The sequence below is a fragment of the Allostigmatella hybrida genome (assembly GCF_020103775.1).
In the GTDB taxonomy this organism is placed as follows: Bacteria; Myxococcota; Myxococcia; order Myxococcales; family Myxococcaceae; genus Hyalangium; species Hyalangium aurantiaca.
Window position 1 is genome coordinate 210,942 of the sequence record NZ_JAHXBH010000010.1, and the last position, 17,826, is coordinate 228,767.

Genomic DNA, 17,826 nt, shown 5'->3' on the forward strand with positions numbered 1-17,826 from the left:
GAGATGGCGAAGGTGTGCCCTGTGCTCATGAGGAGTACCCCAATGGTGCGATGGACCCTGGCGAGAGCGGTAGTGGGGGTGATGCTGGGTGCGGCCATGGCCTGTACCGCCCAGCCCGAGCAGCGCGAGCCGTCCACGGCCGTGTCCCCGGAGCTGGCCGAGGGGGAGAGCGTGGTGCCCGGCGCCATCGTGGTGGACTTCAAGGATGGCACCACGAAGGAGCAGTTCGACGCCTGGGAGACTGACTGGGGCGTGGACCTGGAGTTCAACTCCGTGGAGAGCCTGGATGACGGGCTCACGGTCGCGGTCAGCGTGGATGACGTGGAGGGGGCGCTGGCGCGCATCCGCCAGCACCCGGCCGTGGAGGCCGCCGAGCCGCTGATGTCGTACCGGAGCAGCTACGCGCCGAACGATCCGGACTACGGCAAGCAGTGGAACCTGCAGATGATCGGCATGCCCAAGGCCTGGGATTCCAACCGGGGCAAAGGGGTGGTGGTGGCCGTCATCGACACGGGCATCGCCTACGAGGACTACGAGGATTTCAAGCAGGTGCCCGACCTGAAGGGCGTGAAGTTCGTTCCGGGCTATGACTTCGTGAACGACGATGTGCACGCCAACGACGACCATGGGCATGGCACGCACGTGGCGGGCACCATCGCCCAGGCGACGAACAACGGCCAGGGCGTGGCGGGGGTGGCCTTCGAGGCCACGCTGATGCCGGTGAAGGTGCTCAACCACTTTGGCAGCGGCACGTCGGCGGACATCACGGACGCCATCCGCTTCGCGGCGGACAAGGGCGCCAAGGTCATCAACATGTCGCTGGGTGGCGGTGGGCACTCGCAGGCGATGGCCTCGGCGGTGGAGTACGCGCGCAAGAAGGGCGTCACCGTGGTGGCCGCCGCGGGCAATGCCGCCCGGCCCCGCGTCGAGTTCCCCGCGGCCTATGCGGGCGTGGTGGCGGTCTCGGCGGTGGGCCCCAATGGGGCGCTGGCGCCGTACTCCTCCTATGGCAAGGAGCTGGACATCGCGGCGCCGGGTGGCGACAAGCGCCAGGGCGACCAGGGCGGCATTCTGCAGAACACGATTGATCCGCGGGATCCATCGCAGTCCATCTACGCCTCGTTCCAGGGCACCAGCATGGCCACCCCACACGTGGCGGCGGTGGCGGCGCTGCTCTACGCGGCGGGGGCCCAGGGGCCGGACGAGGTAGAGGAGGCCCTCTACGCGGGGGCGGTCCGGGTCAGCGGCCAGGAGCGCACGGACCAGTACGGGCATGGGCTCCTCAACGCGCAGAAGTCCCTGGAGGCCCTGGGCGGGGGTTCCCTCATCCCGTGGCCCGCGGCGTGGTGGGCGCTGGCGCTGCTGGCGCTCGTGCTGCTGACCCTGCGGAGCCGGGAGCGGCCGGGCTACTTCAACATCCTCGCCACGCCGAGCTTCCTGGTGACGCTGGCCCTGGCCACGGTGGGCGTGTTCTTCATCCGCTCCTGGTTCGGCGGTGCCTCGGGGGTGGCGGGGGACGTGGTGAACGCGGTGTCGCTGCCCATTCCGGACTGGCAGCGCATCATCTTCGGCCGGGGCAAGCTGGCCAACCCGGTCTTCTACAGCGCGCTCATCCCCCTGGTGCTGTCCTTCTTCGCCATCAAGTTCAGGGGACTGAGGCCCGCCCTGGGCGGCCTGTCGCTCGGCTTCGCGGGCTTCCTGGCCTATGCGGCGTGGGCCAAGGCGCCGGGGCTCGCGTACATGCCCTTCACCTTCCTGGCGGTGCCCTGGCTGGTGGTGAATACCGTCATTTGTGTCTTCATCGCCCGCGCGATGCTCAAGAAGGAGTCGGTATGAAGCTGACCGGGCGTGTTGTCTACCGCGACCTCGAAGGGGGCGTGTGGGTGCTGGAGGCCGATGACGGCCGCACCTACCAGCTCGCCGGAGGCGACCGGAAGATCAAGAAGGACGGTCAGCTCATCGAGGTGGAAGGCCAGGTCGATCACGACGTGATGACCATCGGCATGTCGGGCCCGGTCTTCAACGTCTCCACCTACCGCTTCAAGTAGTCCGGGGCAGGGGCTTCAGGGCTCTTGCTCGCGGTGCCGGAGGGCTTGCTGGGCACGCTCCTCCGCATAGGCCTGGAGTGGGGCGCGCCCGCTCCGAACCTCGGCCCGGAGCTGCAGCAGGCTGGTGCGCTCGGCATGGAGCGCATCGGGCGCATCGTCCTTCAGCCTCGGCAGGGGCTGCCTCATGTCGATCATGTTCAGCCGGATGCCGGTCATGTCCACGAGCGCCAGGCCGCCCAGGGACAGCGTCGCGCCCAGGACCCAGGGCAGGGCCCACCGGACCAGTGGCCGGTCCGGGCTGGGGGCCTGAAGCGGCTCCTGCCGGGCCCCCCACAGGGCGGGGTGCTTGCGCGCGAGCGCGATCAGCCCCGCCAGCGCCCCCCATCCCAGCAGCATGATCAGCAGGACGCCCTGGACCGGCGGGCGCTCGTCCATGCCCCCCTCATCGAACTCCCGGGCGAGGAGAAACAGGACGGAGGAGACGACGTTGTTGGCCGAGTGCGCGAGAATCCCGGGCCACAGCGAGCCGGTGTAGAGCCGCAGCAGCCCGAACAGCACGCCCAGCTCGACCCGGGCCATGAAGCCCACCGGATCCAGGTGGAACGCGCTGAACACCACCGCCGTCACGCCCACGGCCCCGGCCCGCGACAGGGACGACGCGAGCAGGCCCTTCTGGATCAGCCCCCGGAAGAAGAACTCCTCGCAGACCGGGGCCGCGACGGAGACCCCCACCAGCAGGACGGCCAGCTCCACCGGGGATTGGCCCTCGAAGATCCGGCTGCCGTCGAACATCTGCCGCAGCCACTCGGGCGCCAGGGACTGGGCGGCGAACTGGATGGGGGCCACGAGGGCGAAGAAGTTGGCCACACCCAGCGCGAAGCCGAAGGCCGCGGGGGCCCAGCCCAGGGGCCGTAAGCCCGTGTATGACACAGGCTCGTGACGGGTGGCGCGCAGGAGCACCCAGGCGGCGCCCAGGAAGACGAAGAGCTCCGAGAACCACAGGCCAAAGGCCGCGTTGAGCAACTGGCTGCCCGCGCCGGCGGTGAGGAACAGGCAGAGCACGAGCCCCAGGCCCACCAGGGCCACCCCCAGCGGGCTCATGGACGCCGGAGGGGGAGACTCGTCCACCGGAAACACCTCGGGTGCGGGAGAAAAACTCATGAAAACTTATGAACAGTCCAAACGCCGGATCTCTATAATGCCGCCATCTTGATGTTCTTCCGAGCTCGACCGCAGTGGCCCATGCGAAGGGCCGTGGCCCAAGCCCAGGCCGTCAGTCTGATGCTGGTGTTGATGCTGGCTGAAACCGCATCCGCGTCTGCGTATCAGATCGAGGCAAGAACCGAAGCGCAGGCGTACCAGATTCGCGCCTGGCGTGGCACCACGCCGGACGACGTGGTGCTGCTCCCGCGCCGGCGCATCGTCCAGTACCTGGGCTTCAACGCCTTCGAGCTCGTCACCGGACAGGACCTGGGGTTCGAGTCCAACCTGCGCGTCTACGCCGACCTGGGGCTGCCCCGGGGCGAGGCCGAGAAGATCGATGGGCTGCGGACCGAGGACGCGGACCTGCTCCATGCCTACGCGCGCTATGCGCGGGGTGGCTTCGAGGGGCGGCTGGGGCGCCAGCTCTACGTCGACTCCATGGACATCATGGCCTTCGACGGGCTGCGGCTGCGGTACATGTCCCGGCTGGGGCTGGGCGCCGAGGTCTACGGCGGGCTGTGGGTCCGGGGGGCAGGCTTCCTGGGCTCCTCCGTGTACCAGCCGGACGGGACGCGGGAGAGCGATTCGCGCCGGCTGGAGCAGGGCGTCGCGGGCGCCAATGACAGCCTGGATGCGCTGGCGCCCACGTACGGGGCGAAGCTCCTGCTGGAGGACCTGAAGGGCTTCAGCGGCTCGGTGGGCTACCGCAAGTCGCTGGTGGACGGGAAGACGGACCTGGAGCGTGCCGGGGTGGAGTTCCGCTACGGCCGGGGGCTGGGCCTGTCGGCGCTCGCGGGGCTGGACTTCGACATGCTGCAGATGCAGCCCGCGCAGGTGCGCGCCCAGGTGCGCCTGGACAAGACGCTGTACGCCGTGAGCGTGGAGGCGCTGCGCTTCACCCCGGTCTTCTCCGCGGACTCCATCTGGTACTACTTCGCCTTCGCGCCGCGCGACGAGGGCCGGGTGCGCGTGGACTTCTACCCGGTGGGCCCCTTTCGCTTCTACGTGCAGGGCCTGGCCAGCCTCTACCACACCGAGGTCAACGACAGCCTGCGGCTCGCGGATGCGCTGGAGGCCGAAGGGGAGCCCTCCTCGGTGAACGCGGGCGGCAGCGCGGGCGTGTCGATGCGGCGCGGGAACCTGCGCTCGGCGCTGGACGTGACGTACCGCCGGGGCTACGGAGGGGACCAGCTCTGGGTGGACCTCACCAGCGGCTACAGCTTCGACCGGGGGCTCCTGGACCTGGATGGCCGGGTGTCGGTGGCCAACGTCGAGGACGCGTTCAACCCCCTGCTGCAGGGAAACTTCTTCGGGGCGCAGCTGTGGGCCAGCCGGGCGTTGAGCCAGGCGGCGCGGCTGTCGCTGGTGCTCGAGCAGAACTTCAACGCGTTCTCGCACTCGGACACCAAGGTCTTCTTCCTCTTCGATCTCAAGGCGAATCTGTAAATGCACCGCCTTCACCGGAACGTCCTGGGCGTCCTCGCCCTTCTCCTCGCCGCGACCGGGGTGGCCTGGGCCGCCTCGGGCCGCGAGCGGAGCCTCGCCATCTACCCCGCGCAGAACATCCCCCTGCGGTTCGATCACGGCCAGCACCTGGCGGCGGGCGCCGACTGCGTGGCCTGCCATGACTCCGTGCGGTTCAGTGAAAGCTCGCGGGACCGCAACCTCCCGGGCCACGAGGAGTGCGAGGTCTGCCACGACATCGAGGCCGCCCAGAAGGGGGAGAAGACGGATCCCGCCTCCGGGTGCGCCGTGTGCCACCCTGGCTTCGACGCCACCGTGCGCAAGGAACCGGTGAAGCTGGAGTTCCCGCACGCCAACCTGCACTTCAGCCACAAGGAGCACGTGGCCAAGAAGGTGGACTGCGCGGCGTGCCACGGGGACCTGACGAAGGTGGGGCTGGCCACCCGGCAGCAACTGCCCAAGATGGCCACCTGCTTCGAGTGCCATGACGGGCGCGTGCTCACCAACGACTGCACCTCCTGCCACCTGAAGCAGGCCTCGGGGCGGCTCCAGCTCAACTTCACCTCCGGCATCCTCCGCCCCATCCAGGGCGACCCCCTGGGCATGGACCACGGGCCGCGCTTCGAGTTCAACCACGGCACCCGCGCCTCGGTGTCCCGGCAGACGTGCATGGAGTGCCACTCGGACTCCTACTGCCAGCAGTGCCACGACTCGCTGCAGAAGCCCCTGTCGGTGCACCCCAACGACTTCATCACCCTGCACCCGGTGCAGGCGCGCACGGATGCCTCGCGCTGCGAGAGCTGCCACCGCGCCCAGTCCTTCTGCGTGGCCTGCCACGAGCGCTCGGGCGTGGGCATGGATGCGGACTCCACCCTGCGCGCGCGCAACGTGAAGGTGCACCCGGACTACAACACCTGGGTCGAGGTGCCGGGGCCCCAGCACCACGGGCTCGCCGCCTCGCGCGACATGCGCCAGTGCATCTCCTGCCACCGCGAGGAGTCGTGCATGAGCTGCCACTCGGAGCTGTCCACGCGGCGGCAGATCAACCCCCACCCGAACGGCTTCAAGGACGCGTGCAAGCGCCTGGCCTCGGCCAATGACCGGGCCTGCCTCAAGTGCCACTCGGAGAGCAGCCTCGCGCAGAAGGGATGCCGGTGATGCGCCGCCCGTTGCTGATCTGCGCCGCGCTGAGCCTGGGCGGCTGCCTGGAGCCTGGAGATCCGTTGCTGGCCGTGCGTGACACCCAGCCCCCCTCGGTGGTGTCCATCAACCCCACCGCCAACGGCCAGGTGTCCGCCGGGGGAACGGTGCGCGTCACCTTCTCAGAGCTGATGGACGAGCGCACCCTGCGCCCCGGCATCGCGGTGTACGCCGGGGCGGACGAGATCCCCGTGCGGCTCGTGATGCCCGCCATCGCGGACTGGGACAAGGACATCGAGCGGGGGGATGTGCCGTACACCGTCACCGTGAGCGCGGCCTCGGGCAGCTTCACGGCCGGGACGGCCTACACGCTGGTGCTGCGGACGATCCTCTCGGACTACGAGGGCAACCCGCTGCCCGACGAGCTCCGCACGTCCTTCCGCGCCGTCCCCTGAGACGGCGCGGGCCTCAGGTTCGCACCAGGTAGGTGCGGATCTCGCTGACGAGGTGCGCCCGGGCGGCGGGCTCGTGGGCCGCGGGCCCCAGCTTCAGCTTCTTGTCCTCCTCGATGAGGAACTTCTGATCGAGCAGGTAGGCCACGGCGTTCTCCAGCGTCGTCTTGGCCAGGGACTCGGCGGCGCCGATGCGGCCCGCGTGGAACTCGGCGCGGCCCGTCTCCATGGCGAGCTTCACGAACGTCTTGCGGTCGGACGCCGTGCCCTCGGCGACATCCTTCAGCGTCATGGCCGCCAGGAGGTAGGACTCCAGGTAGTCGCGCATCAGGTCCGCGAGGAACTCGACGTCCGGGCGCGCGTGCGGCTCGGGGGCGAGTTGGAGCGTGGTGCCGGTGTAGAGCACCAGCCCCAGGCGCTCCATGCGCTCCACGGTGTCCGCGAAGATGGTGTCGAAGGTGAGCCCCACCTGGTAGATGAACTCCACCTTGAAGAGGCGCGAGAGGAACAGCGCGCGCGCCTTCACGCTGTCGTAGGAGTCGGACGTGCCCCCGGCGAGCAGCGCGTTGGCCACGAGGCTGCGCGGGGCCACCAGGTTCATCAGCGTGTTCTTGTAGAAGGAGAGCTCCGCGCGGCGCTCGTCCTCGGGCTGGTAGATGACCTCGCCGCGCGCCTGCTGGGTGCGGATCATCTCGTCGGAGCGGAACGAGAGCAGGGCATCCCGGATGGCGCCCATCGTCTCGGGATCGCTCGGCGCGTTGTCCAGCGTCTTGGACAGGGGCGTGCGCTCCTGCTCGGCGAGGCGGCGCAGCAGGGTGATGCGGTCGGTCAGCTCGCGCTGCGTAATTCCGCGGCGGCGGTGGGCGAGCAGGGCGGCACTGGCCAGCGCGTGGGGCGTCACCGTGGAGACCTTGCTGATGCCGTACATGACGCGGTTGCCCAGCGCGCGGACCAGGCCCTTCTTCTGCTCCTCGGTGACGGGCTCGCGGGGATCCAAGCCGCGGCTCTTCATGAGCTCCACCAGGGACAGGGGCTCATCGAAGGTGAGGTGGATGCGGCCGTACTGGGCGGTGAGCACCTTGGGCGTGCTCAACAGCGCCTTGAAGTCCTCGGGCTTCTTCTCCCCGCCGGCCAGCTCCTTCGAGTAGCTGCCGGACTCCACCACCTTCTCGTAGTCGATGGAGACCGGGACGAAGAAGAGATCATTCCGGGCCCCGGCCAGCACCGCCTCCACCAGCCAGGTGAACATGCCCAGCTTGGGCAGCAGCAGCTTGCCGGTGCGCGAGCGCCCGCCCTCGGGGAAGAACTCCTGGTGCACGCCGTCGTGCACCAGCTTGCGCACATAGGCCTGGAACGTCTCCGAGTAGACCGGGTCGCCCTTGAAGGAGCGGCGCAGGAAGAACGCGCCGCAGCGGCGCAGGAAGGGGCCGAGCGGGAAGAAGGAGAGGTTGGCGCCCGCGGCCACCAGGGGCACCGCGTAGCCGCGGTTCCAGAGCACCCAGCTGAGCACCAGGTAGTCCACGTGGCTCTTGTGCGAGGGGCACAGGACGATGGGCGCCCGGCCCGCGGCCTTGAGGGCGCGGTCGAGCCCGGCCTCATCGACTTCGATGCCGTCGTAGATGCGCTGGAAGACCCAGTCCAGCAGGGGGGCGGCGAAGGCGCGCGCGGTGGTGCTCGGCCGCGCGGCGATGGCCTCCAGGTTGCGCTGGGCCTCCCGGTAGACGCTCTCGGGGCGGCGGCCAGTGGCCGCGGCGTGCGCCTCCAGCGACTTGTGCAGCTGCCGGTCGCGGAGCGTCTCCTCGATGAGGCGCTCGGCCGGCTTGGCGGGCGGGCCGAAGACGGCGCGCGTCTCCCGGGCCAGGTGGTGGTGCAGGGAGCTGCGCACCTTGCGGGCGAGCACCTCGTCGGAGTCCTGGGGGTTCTCGTCGATGAAGCGCCGCAGATCGATGGGCTCGCCGATGCGGAACTGGGCGCGCCGGTAGTTGCGGAAGAAGGCCAGCAGCGAGTGCAGGAAGCCCGGGGCCTCGGGGCTTCCGAACACGATGTCCATCATGCCGGGCTTGAGGCTTGCGGGGCGCTTCTCCCAGACGAACAACTCCGGCACCAGGAAGATGGGCCGGTCGGCCTTGCGCGCCATGGCGACCAGGGCGGGGAAGGGGTTGTCCTCGATGTCCTTGCCCGAGGCGTTCATCAGCGCGGTCTTCTTCAGGAAGATGAGCCCGCTGCCGCCGCGCTGCTGGGCCTCGGCGAAGCGCTCGGCGAAGGCGCCGCGCTGGAGGGTGCGGTTGAAGGGGCGGGTGAACCAGGGCCGCAGGTTGACGACGGCCCGGATGGGCGGCAGCTCGCGCCGCACCACGGCCCAGGCCAGGTAGAGGAAGTTGATCCACGCGGTGGTGCGCATGACGTGGACCACGAAGCCCCGGCCGTGCAGGGCCCGCAGCTCGTTCTCGGACTCGGGGGGAAAGCGCACCCCGTCGAAGTAGCGAGCCCCCAGCATCCGGGAGACCGGCCCGAACTCTTCCTTCAGCAAGGCCGCTCCCCGGTGAGTGGCCTGTGGCAGCGCAGTTTCCATGGACTCCTCCGCGCCTGCAGGGTTTTCCAGCTTCGTCATGCGCTGGCGCGGATACTAGCGGAGGCGCGGGGGTTTCCAGCCTCTTTCCTTGGGGTTCCCCCGCGGGACTTCACTAGGAGGCAGAAGGGCCCCGGCGGCTCGGGCGGACCACGTTGGCCACGGTGTCCAGCAGGCGGGGCAACTGGAGGGGCTTCTCGAAGTAGCCGTCGATGCGGTCCATGCCCCGGCCCGAGGTGAGCGAGGCCACGTCGCTGGCGCCGGAGATGATGTAGACGGCGACGTCCGCCAGGGACTCGGTGCTGCGGATGAAGTGCAGCACCGAGCGCCCATCCTCCTGGCTCAGCCGCAGGTCCAGCAGCACCATGGCCGGGCGGATGTGCGAGAGGATGGAGCGGGCCTCGGCGGCGCCGGAGGTGGCCATCACCCGGTAGCCCTCCTGCTCGAGCACCTGCTGGAGCACTTCCCGGCAATCCAGGTCATCCTCGACCAGGAGGATGCCGCCGGCGCGCGGGGCGGCCTGCGTCAGATCCGGGGTGCTGATGGCCCCGGCGAACATGGGCAGGACCATCTGGAAGGAGGAGCCCTGTCCCGCCACGCTGGTGGCATCCACGCGCCCGCCGTGGAGCGCGAGGATCTTGGCCACCAGGGGCAGGCCCAGCCGGCCGCCCGAGGGGCGGGGGGTGCCGGGGCTGGCGCGGTAGAACGGATCGAAGATGTGCTCCAGGTCGTCCGGGGCGAGCCCGGGGCCCGTGTCCTTCACGGTGAGCAGGGCGAGCTGCTCGTCGATGGCGACGCGCACCTCGACGGTGCCGCCCTCCTCGCACTGGTGGATGCCGTTCTCCACGAGGTTGTGGATGGCCTCGGAGATGCGCTCCCGGTCGCCGCGGACGAACACCTCGGGGCAGGGGGGCAGGTGCAGGCGCACCTGGGTGTGCTCGGCCAGGGCGGCCAGGGCCCTCATGACTTCCTCGGCCACGGCCTTGATGCCGAAGGCGCGCTGGGTGAGCTGCATCTTCCCGGACTGGAGCCGGGACATGAGCAGCAAGTCGTTCACCATGCGCAGCATGCGGTCGGAGTTCCGCTCGCAGATCTGCACCGCGCGGCGCTGACCATCGGTGAGGGAGCCGAGCTTCTCGCGGCCCACCAGCGTCAAGTAGGCCTTGATGGTGGTGAGGGGGTTCTTCAGATCGTGCGAGACGTTGCCGAGCAGCTCCTCGCGGTTCTGCTCCAGGCTCTTGAGGCCCGCGATGGCCGTCTGCAGGTCCTTGTTGCGGCGGGCGGAGTCGTCCTTGAGGCGGGCGACTTCGTAGGCGGCGGTGAGCTGGCCGGCCAGGGCCTTGAGCAGGGTGTCCGGTACATCGCGCCGGGGCGAGAGGATGGCCAGGCAGCCGGTGACGCCCTGGGGACCCTCCAGGGGCACGGCGATGGTCTCGTCCTCACGCAGCACGGCGTTCTGGGAGAAGGCGCGGCCAATCACCCCTTCGTTGGGGATGGCGGCGGCCACGCGCTCATCGTAGCGGCCGCGGACGTGCTCGACGTGAAGCTGGTTGCGCTCGGGGAAGTGGCGGGCGACGTAGCAGACCTTGGGCTTGAGCAGGTTGAAGAGGGTCTGCAGCTGGATGCGGAGCACTTCGGTGGTGCTGGCGCTGGTGGTGAGGTGGCGCGTCATCTCCAGCAGGGCGCGCCCCGCCTCCTCGGCATCGACAGGAGTCAAAGGCTTCGCGGGCCGCTTGGGAGGAGACTTCGGGGGAGACTTCTTCACCTGAGGCCGGAGCTCGACGACTTCGGCGAGGCGGGGACCCTTGTTCTTGGAGCGCACGGTGAGGATCCTCGGGGCTTCGTGGCAGGAGACCTGCACCCCAGGGAAACGGCGGTGACGCGGAGCATCCTGCTCCAAGTACGGCGCGGGAGGGAATGACCCAGGCGGGCAGTTGCACCCGAACGGACAATGGTGATGTCGGCTTCCCGACAGCCCTCCCTCCCGGGGCGGCTGTCAGGCTTGCCGTTTGACGACAATCCCCTGTTTGTCCAGCACGTAGGGCTCCACGAGCAGGGCCTGGATCTTGTCCTGGTAGCCTTGGACGCCGAAGCCACTGGTGTGCAGGGCCGACAGGGCGGCGGTCTGCACGCGGCGGGCGGTGTCATCCGAGGTGAGCAGCCGGAGGATGGGCTCCCGGGCGGGCTCGTGCTTCATGGGGGCCAGCGCCTTGAGGGCGGCGATCTTCACGTCGTCCGACATGTCCTCCAGGAAGGGCAGGACGGCGGGAGCGATGCGCGGATCCTCCTTGTCGGTGACGGCGTGCAGCAGGACGACCTTCTTCTCGGGGTCGCGCGTGTAGTGGTTGCTCAGGTGGGTGAGCGTGTCCACGCAGCTGCCGATGACCTCGGACTCGGAGAGCAACTCGCCCAGCAGGCGCAGGGCCCAGGAGGCGGCCTGATCGCTCTTGCGGAGGAAGTCCTGCAAGGGGGCCACCGCGTCCTTGCCGAAGCCCTTGATGAGCTCGAAGACGTGCTCCTTCTCATCGGCGTCCGTGGTCAGCGGCTCCACGGTGATGGTGAAGCGGGCCAGGAGCACGGTGACGGCCTCGGGATACTTCATCTCCCCGAGCTGCTGGATGGCCTTCTGCCGCGAGGCCGGATCCCCGTACTTCTGGGTCACCTTGGGTTTGAGCTTGAGGGCTTTCTCGGGGCTGGAGCCACCGAAGATGTCGAAGATGCCCATGTGAACGTGCTCCGGGAGGGGCGAGAGAAGGTGAAGGCGCCGTGTAGGACGCGGCGCCCGTCAAGGCAACAGGGAAGAGGAGGCGGCCGTCCGGGACGGTTGGGTGGGAGCCTAGAGCTTCAGCTCCTGCCGGACGTCCCGGGGGTAGGCCCGGGCCAGGGCTTCGGCGGCGGCCTTCACCTCGGGGGTGGCCTCCTCGGGGACCTTGACCTGGAGCAGGAGGTACAGGTCTCCGGCCGTTCCCCCCTTGAGCGAGGGGGCCCCCCGGCCCTTGAGGCGCATCTTGCGGCCGGACTGGGAGAGGGCAGGGACCTTGACGGTCACCTCGCCCTGGAAGGTGGGGACCTTCACCTCGGCGCCGAGCACCGCCTCGGAGACGGTGATGGGCAGGTCCAGGTACAGATCGTCCCCCTCCCGGCGCACCAGGGGGTGCTCGGCCACCTCGGTCTCAAGGTACAGGTCGCCCGGGGGGCCGCCGCGGGTGCCCGCCGCGCCCTGGCCCGCGAGCCGGACGCGGGAGCCGGTCTGAACGCCCGCGGGGACCTTCACGGTCAGGCGCGTGTTCTCCTCGACGACGCCGTCCCCGCCACAGTCGGGGCAAGGCTCGGCGGCGCGGCCGGTGCCGTTGCACGTGGGGCACGCCCCCGAGAAGGGCATGCCCGCGGAGCGGCGCAGGCGGCCCGAGCCCTTGCAGGTCGGACAGGGGCCGGTGGCACCCGCCTCGCCCTTGCCGTTGCAGCGCTGGCAGCGGCCGGGGCGCTGGACGGCGAGGGTCCGCTCGGTGCCTGTGACGGCCTCGGCGAGGCTGAGGGAGACCTGGGCGGTGATGTCTTCCCCGCGGCCCGGGCTGCGAGGCCCGGCTTGCCGCCGGAGGACCTCGTTGATGTCGAAGCCCCCGCCGCCGGAGCGGCCGAAGATTTCCCCGAAGAGATCGCCCAGGTCGAAGTCCGCGCCCACGCCTGCGCCCCCGGCCGAGGAGTAGGGGATTCCTCCGCCGCCCCGGCCCCGGCCGGAACGGTAGGCCCGGAAGGCCTCGGCCTTCTTCTCGTCGAAGCCGAGCTTCGCGGCATCCTCGCCGAACTCGTCGTAGAGCTTGCGCTTCTGCGGATCCGAGAGCACCTCGAAGGCGTTATTGATCCGCTTGAAGCGCTCCTCCGCGGCCTTGTTCCCCGGATTGACGTCGGGGTGGTGCGTGCGGGCCAGCTTGCGGAAGGACTTCTTGATGTCCTCCGCGGACGCCGTCCGAGGAACCTCAAGGATCTGGTAGTAGTCGTCCGCCATTGCTGATGACCTATCCTGGAAAATCGCGACTGCAAGAACGTAACCAGCTTACGGGACTGTGCCAGCACGATGCGTGCCGGTGGGAGGAATGTATAGAGTGGCCACCGATGCGAGTGGCCCTGGAAGCGCTGAGCCTCCGTCCGGGAAGAGCCTCCTGGCTGCTGGCCGGATGGCTGGCGGTGGTGCCCGCTTTGGCGGTGGCCCAGGCTCCAGGGGCGGCGCCCGCCGGGGCGGCCCCGGTGCCCTCCGAGGGCCGGATCGCCGACCGGGTGGTGGCCATCATCGAAGGCCAGGTGCTGAGCCTCAGCGAGCTGGAGTTCGAGACCCGCGTGGCGCTCATCCAGCGAGGGGCCATGCAGGCGGCGGCCGCACCGCTCGATGAGGAAACGCTCAAGGGAGCGCTCGAGCTGGCGATCAACCAGCGGCTCCAGGTGCTGAGCGCGGACCGGCTCGAGGCCTTCACGGCCGAGCAGACCGAGGTCGACGAGCGGGTGGCGGCCTTCCGGGACCAGTTTGAGACCGAGGCCGGGTTCCAGGCGTTCCTGGCGCATTACGGCGCGGACCTCCGGCAGTTGACCGAGGTGTTGACGCGCAGTGTCCGGGCGGAGCGCATCCTGGACAGCCGCATCCGGCCGAGGGCGCAAGTAGGGGAGGCGGAGTTGCTTCGCTATTATCAGCAGCACGCGAGCGAGTACCCGGAGGGATACGCCACCGTGAAGGCCCGTCTCCGGGAAAAGCTGGTCCGGGAGCGCTACAGCGCCCTGGCCACCGAGGAGTTGAACCAGGCGCGCGCCTCCGCCCAGGTCCGGCGGGTGGCGCCCTTCGCCCGGGAGGCACGGCCATGAGACGCATGGAAGAGGGCGCACCGGAGCAGAAGCCATCCCCGTTCCTGATCCGGCCGATGACACATGAGGACATGCCGGCCGTGACGGCGCTGGAGCAGGCATCCTTCCGCAACCCCTGGTCGCCGGAGCTGCTGCGGCGGGAGCTGGACCACGACTGGTCCACGATCCTCCTGGTGGAGGAGCCGCAGCCGGATGGCACCCGGAAGCTGCTGGGGCTGGCCATCTTCTGGATCGTCCAGGACGAGGTCCACGTGCTCAACGTGGCGACGGCCCCCGAGCAGCGGCGGCGTGGGGTGGCCCGGGCGGTGATGGACGAGGTGCTGGCGCGGGGCAAGGCGCGGCGCTGCGTGCTGGCCACGCTGGAGGTGCGACGCAGCAACGAGGCAGCCCTGGGGCTCTACAAGTCCCTGGGCTTCCGCCCGGTCGGTGTGCGTCCGAACTACTATGCGGACGAGGGTGAGGACGCGATCGTGATGGTCCTCGACTTCTAACTGCACGAGGAGTAGAGGAGCGTTTCGACCACGCGTTTCAGGAATGGATCCGCTCCTACCCGACGGTTTCTCTCGTCGTGGGCACAGGCGATGCTTGACAGGGGAAGGTCCCTTCCTATACTCGCGGCCCTTTTTGTAAATCTGTAGGTTTGTATGTGCCGCCCTGCGTGTCCACCGGCGGCCGTTCGAGAAGGAAGCCTCAGTGCCGACGATCAGCCAGCTGGTCCGCAAGGGCCGCGAGAAGTTGAACATCAAGGGCAAGAGCCCCGCGCTCAAGGAGTGCCCTCAGAAGCGCGGCGTGTGCACCCGCGTCTACACCACCACGCCGAAGAAGCCGAACTCGGCCCTCCGGAAGGTGGCGCGCGTGCGCCTCACCAACGGGATTGAAGTGACGTCCTACATCCCGGGCGTGGGTCACAACCTCCAGGAGCACTCGGTGGTGATGATCCGCGGCGGCCGCGTGAAGGACCTCCCGGGTGTCCGCTACCACATCGTCCGTGGAACGCTGGACTCCGTGGGTGTGGCCAACCGCAAGCAGAGCCGCTCCAAGTACGGCGCCAAGCGCCCGAGCTGAAGCCGTTCGACGACCTCCTGAAGTCATACTGGAACGCTGACCCCACACCCTGGGGAGCGCTCTTGTCCATCATGCAGTACGAGAAGCCCCGTGGGCTCCCGCATGCGGGGGTGGGGCGTAAGGGAAGAAGATGCCTCGTCGTCGAGTAGTCGCCAAGCGCAAGATTCTGCCGGATCCGAAGTACCAAGATCGGCTCGTCACCAAGTTCGTCAACGACCTGATGCGCAAGGGGAAGAAGTCCATCGCGGAGGGCGTGTGCTACGGCGCCTTCGCCCTCATTGAGGAGCGCGCGAAGGAAGACCCCTTGAAGACCTTCAAGAAGGCGCTGGACAACGTCAAGCCGGTGCTCGAGGTCAAGAGCCGCCGCGTCGGTGGCGCCACGTACCAGGTGCCCGTGGAGGTCCGTCAGGACCGCCGGGTCGCGCTCGGCATGCGGTGGATCATCTCCTACTCCAAGGCCCGGGGTGAGAAGACCATGCAGGAGAAGCTCGCCGGGGAAATCATGGATGCCGCCAACAACCGGGGCAACGCCGTGAAGAAGCGCGAGGACACGCACAAGATGGCGGAGGCGAACAAGGCCTTCGCGCACTACCGCTGGTAGGCCTTCGGGTCTCGCGGTGAATGCACCCGGATGCGCGAGGCGTATCCGGGTGTTGCAGTTCTCTGACAATCCGTTTCGAAGGGGTTTCTGGCAATGGCTCGCGAGTATCCGCTCGAGCGCTACCGCAACATCGGCATCATGGCGCACATCGATGCTGGGAAGACCACCACCACCGAACGGATCCTGTTCTACACAGGCGCCATCCACAAGATGGGCGAAGTCCACGAAGGCAACACCACCACGGACTGGATGGTGCAGGAGCGTGAGCGCGGCATCACCATCACCTCCGCGGCCATCACCGCCTTCTGGACGCGCAAGGACCAGAAGTACCGCGTCAACATCATCGACACGCCGGGTCACGTAGACTTCACCATCGAGGTGGAGCGCTCGCTGCGCGTGCTGGACGGGGCCATCGCCGTCTTCGACGCGGTGAACGGCGTGGAGCCCCAGTCCGAGACGGTCTGGCGGCAGGCGGACCGGTACAAGGTTCCTCGCATCTGCTTCATCAACAAGATGGACCGGGTGGGGGCGGACTTCGAGATGTCCGTGGGCACCATCCGCGAGAAGCTGGGCGCCCGTCCGGTGCGCATGCAGCTGCCGCTGGGCGCCGAGGACACGCACCGCGGGGTAATCGACCTGGTGCGGATGAAGGCCCTGGTGTTCGTCGACGCGGAGCAGGGCAGCCGCTACGAGGAGCAGGACATCCCCGAGGAGTTCCAGGCCCAGGCGGAGGACGCTCGCGCGCAGCTGCTGGAAGCGGCCGCCGAGCAGGACGACGCGCTGACCGAGAAGTTCCTCGAGGGCACGGAGCTGACCGAGGACGAGATCCGCGGTGCCATCCGCAAGGGGTGCGTCGGGCTGAATCTCTTCCCGGTCTTCTGTGGCTCCGCCTTCCGGCACAAGGGCGTGCAGCCGCTGCTGGACGCGGTGGTGGACTACCTGCCCAGCCCGCTGGACGTCCCGCCGATTCACGGGAAGACGCCGAAGGGCGAGGACGACGTGCGCAAGACGGACGACAAGGCGCCGTTCAGCGCCCTGGCGTTCAAGATCATGAACGACCCGTCGTTCACCTCGCAGACGCTGACGTTCCTGCGCGTCTACTCGGGGCGCCTGGAGGCGGGCACGGCGGTCTGGAACTCGGTGAAGGGCAAGCGCGAGCGCGTCAGCCGCCTGGTGCAGATGCGGGCGGACAAGAAGGACGAGCTCACCGAGTGCTACGCGGGCGATATCTGCGCGGTGGTGGGCCTGAAGCTGGCCTCCACGGGCGACACGCTCTGCGACGACAAGCACCCCATCATCCTGGAGCGGATGGAGTTCCCGGAGCCGGTGATCGACATCGCCATCGAGCCGAAGTCGACGGCGGACCAGGACAAGATCATCCAGGCGCTGCAGCGGCTGGCGATGGAGGACCCCTCGTTCCGGGTGCGGACGAACGAGGAGACCGGGCAGACGCTGATCGCGGGCATGGGCGAGCTGCACCTGGAGATCATCGTCGACCGGCTGCTGCGCGAGTTCAAGGTCGACGCGAACGTGGGCAAGCCCCAGGTGGCCTACCGCGAGACCATCACCACGCAGGTGGAGTCAGAGGGCAAGTACATCCGGCAGTCCGGGGGCAAGGGCCAGTACGGCCACATCTGGCTCCGGGTGATGCCCAACGCGCCCGGCCAGGGCTTCGCCTTCGAGGACAAGACGAGCGGCGGGGCGGTGCCCAAGGAGTTCGTGCAGGCGGTGAAGGAGGGCGTCTCGGAGTCCATGCAGAACGGCCCCGTGGCGGGCTACCCCATGGTGGACGTGAAGGTGGAGGCCTTCGATGGCTCCGTCCACGACGTGGACTCCAGCGAGATCGCCTTCAAGATCGCCGGCTCCATGGCGTTCCGGGACGCGGTGAACAAGGCCCAGGCGGTGCTGCTGGAGCCGGTGATGAACTGCGAGATCGTCACCCCGGACGAGTTCATGGGGGACGTCATCGGCGACCTGAACGGCCGCCGCGGGAAGATTCAGGGCATGGCGCCCCGGCCTGGCGGGGTGCAGAGCATCCTGGCACAGGTGCCCCTGGCCGCCATGTTCGGGTACTCGACCGACCTGCGCAGCAAGAGCCAGGGAAGAGCCACCTACACCATGCAGTTCAGCCACTACGCGCCCGCGCCCAAGTCGGCCCTCAATCGGTAGAGAAGGGCCCTGTTGGCCGCCCAGCGGGCGATTTCAGTTGACGTTTCAGTGTCTTTGAAGCACGACGCAGCACCTTTTCTAGGTTACGCGGATCGATTCGCCGGCCATCGCGTCGGCAACACCAGGAGATGTCATGGCCAAGGAGAAGTTCGAGCGAAACAAACCCCACGTGAACATCGGGACGATTGGACACGTGGACCACGGGAAGACGTCGCTGACGGCCGCCATCACCAAGGTGCTGGCCAAGACCGGCGGCGCCACGTT

At 68.7% G+C, this 17,826-nt stretch carries 16 protein-coding genes; 11 read left to right on the top strand and 5 right to left on the bottom strand.

Features of this window, described 5'->3' with window-relative positions:
* The first annotated feature begins 42 nt into the window (after positions 1–42).
* Both KY661_RS18705 and KY661_RS18710 read left to right on the top strand, forming a co-directional pair.
* Positions 43–1,836, top strand: a complete 1,794-nt coding sequence (locus tag KY661_RS18705; RefSeq protein WP_398577205.1) for a S8 family serine peptidase — start codon at positions 43–45, stop codon at positions 1,834–1,836.
* On the top strand, positions 1,833–2,048 hold the full coding sequence (locus KY661_RS18710; protein WP_093522723.1) for a DUF5818 domain-containing protein: 216 nt from the start codon (positions 1,833–1,835) through the stop codon (positions 2,046–2,048). Before KY661_RS18705 ends, KY661_RS18710 begins: the two co-directional genes overlap by 4 nt.
* Before the next feature lie 15 nt (positions 2,049–2,063).
* Here KY661_RS18710 and KY661_RS18715 read toward each other — a convergent pair whose 3' ends face one another.
* Positions 2,064–3,209, bottom strand: coding sequence for a CPBP family intramembrane glutamic endopeptidase (locus KY661_RS18715; RefSeq protein ID WP_225411493.1), 1,146 nt, complete (start codon positions 3,207–3,209; stop codon positions 2,064–2,066).
* 93 nt (positions 3,210–3,302) lie between these two features.
* Between KY661_RS18715 and KY661_RS18720 the strand changes: the two genes are divergently transcribed.
* The 3 genes from KY661_RS18720 to KY661_RS18730 are packed head-to-tail and all read left to right on the top strand — an operon-like array spanning position 3,303 to position 6,310.
* Complete coding sequence (locus KY661_RS18720; RefSeq protein ID WP_225411494.1) at positions 3,303–4,697, top strand: hypothetical protein; 1,395 nt, start codon at positions 3,303–3,305, stop codon at positions 4,695–4,697.
* Positions 4,698–5,873, top strand: coding sequence for a cytochrome c3 family protein (locus tag KY661_RS18725; protein WP_225411495.1), 1,176 nt, complete (start codon positions 4,698–4,700; stop codon positions 5,871–5,873). It abuts the gene before it with no gap.
* A complete protein-coding gene (locus tag KY661_RS18730) occupies positions 5,873–6,310 on the top strand; it encodes an Ig-like domain-containing protein (RefSeq protein WP_225411496.1) in 438 nt (145 codons plus the stop codon). The genes KY661_RS18725 and KY661_RS18730 overlap by 1 nt, the downstream gene beginning before the upstream one ends.
* Before the next feature lie 13 nt (positions 6,311–6,323).
* Here KY661_RS18730 and KY661_RS18735 read toward each other — a convergent pair whose 3' ends face one another.
* From KY661_RS18735 to dnaJ, 4 genes are all read right to left on the bottom strand, one after another.
* On the bottom strand, positions 6,324–8,879 hold the full coding sequence (locus KY661_RS18735) for a 1-acyl-sn-glycerol-3-phosphate acyltransferase (protein ID WP_225411497.1): 2,556 nt from the start codon (positions 8,877–8,879) through the stop codon (positions 6,324–6,326).
* A gap of 112 nt (positions 8,880–8,991) precedes the next feature.
* Positions 8,992–10,698: a hybrid sensor histidine kinase/response regulator gene (locus KY661_RS18740; RefSeq protein ID WP_225411498.1), complete on the bottom strand. Its 1,707-nt coding sequence runs from the start codon at positions 10,696–10,698 to the stop codon at positions 8,992–8,994.
* A gap of 174 nt (positions 10,699–10,872) precedes the next feature.
* Positions 10,873–11,601: a HEAT repeat domain-containing protein gene (locus KY661_RS18745; RefSeq protein WP_075011352.1), complete on the bottom strand. Its 729-nt coding sequence runs from the start codon at positions 11,599–11,601 to the stop codon at positions 10,873–10,875.
* Between the two features lie 111 nt (positions 11,602–11,712).
* On the bottom strand, positions 11,713–12,882 hold the full coding sequence (gene dnaJ, locus KY661_RS18750) for a molecular chaperone DnaJ (RefSeq protein WP_225411499.1): 1,170 nt from the start codon (positions 12,880–12,882) through the stop codon (positions 11,713–11,715).
* A 107-nt stretch (positions 12,883–12,989) separates the two neighbouring features.
* On the opposite strand from dnaJ, the gene KY661_RS18755 reads away from it, so the two are divergent.
* From KY661_RS18755 to KY661_RS18780, 6 genes are all read left to right on the top strand, one after another.
* On the top strand, positions 12,990–13,727 hold the full coding sequence (locus KY661_RS18755) for a hypothetical protein (protein WP_225411500.1): 738 nt from the start codon (positions 12,990–12,992) through the stop codon (positions 13,725–13,727).
* Positions 13,724–14,218, top strand: coding sequence for a ribosomal protein S18-alanine N-acetyltransferase (gene rimI / locus KY661_RS18760; RefSeq protein ID WP_225411501.1), 495 nt, complete (start codon positions 13,724–13,726; stop codon positions 14,216–14,218). Before KY661_RS18755 ends, rimI begins: the two co-directional genes overlap by 4 nt.
* Before the next feature lie 202 nt (positions 14,219–14,420).
* Complete coding sequence (rpsL, locus tag KY661_RS18765) at positions 14,421–14,792, top strand: 30S ribosomal protein S12 (protein WP_075011348.1); 372 nt, start codon at positions 14,421–14,423, stop codon at positions 14,790–14,792.
* Between the two features lie 130 nt (positions 14,793–14,922).
* The gene (rpsG, locus tag KY661_RS18770; protein ID WP_075011347.1) at positions 14,923–15,393 is read left to right on the top strand and encodes a 30S ribosomal protein S7; all 471 of its coding nucleotides are present in this window, start codon (positions 14,923–14,925) and stop codon (positions 15,391–15,393) included.
* A 93-nt stretch (positions 15,394–15,486) separates the two neighbouring features.
* Positions 15,487–17,562: an elongation factor G gene (gene fusA, locus KY661_RS18775; RefSeq protein ID WP_225411502.1), complete on the top strand. Its 2,076-nt coding sequence runs from the start codon at positions 15,487–15,489 to the stop codon at positions 17,560–17,562.
* A 133-nt stretch (positions 17,563–17,695) separates the two neighbouring features.
* Positions 17,696–17,826, top strand: a 131-nt coding sequence (locus tag KY661_RS18780; protein ID WP_263437162.1) for a GTP-binding protein, incomplete at its 3' end; no start/stop codon positions are given.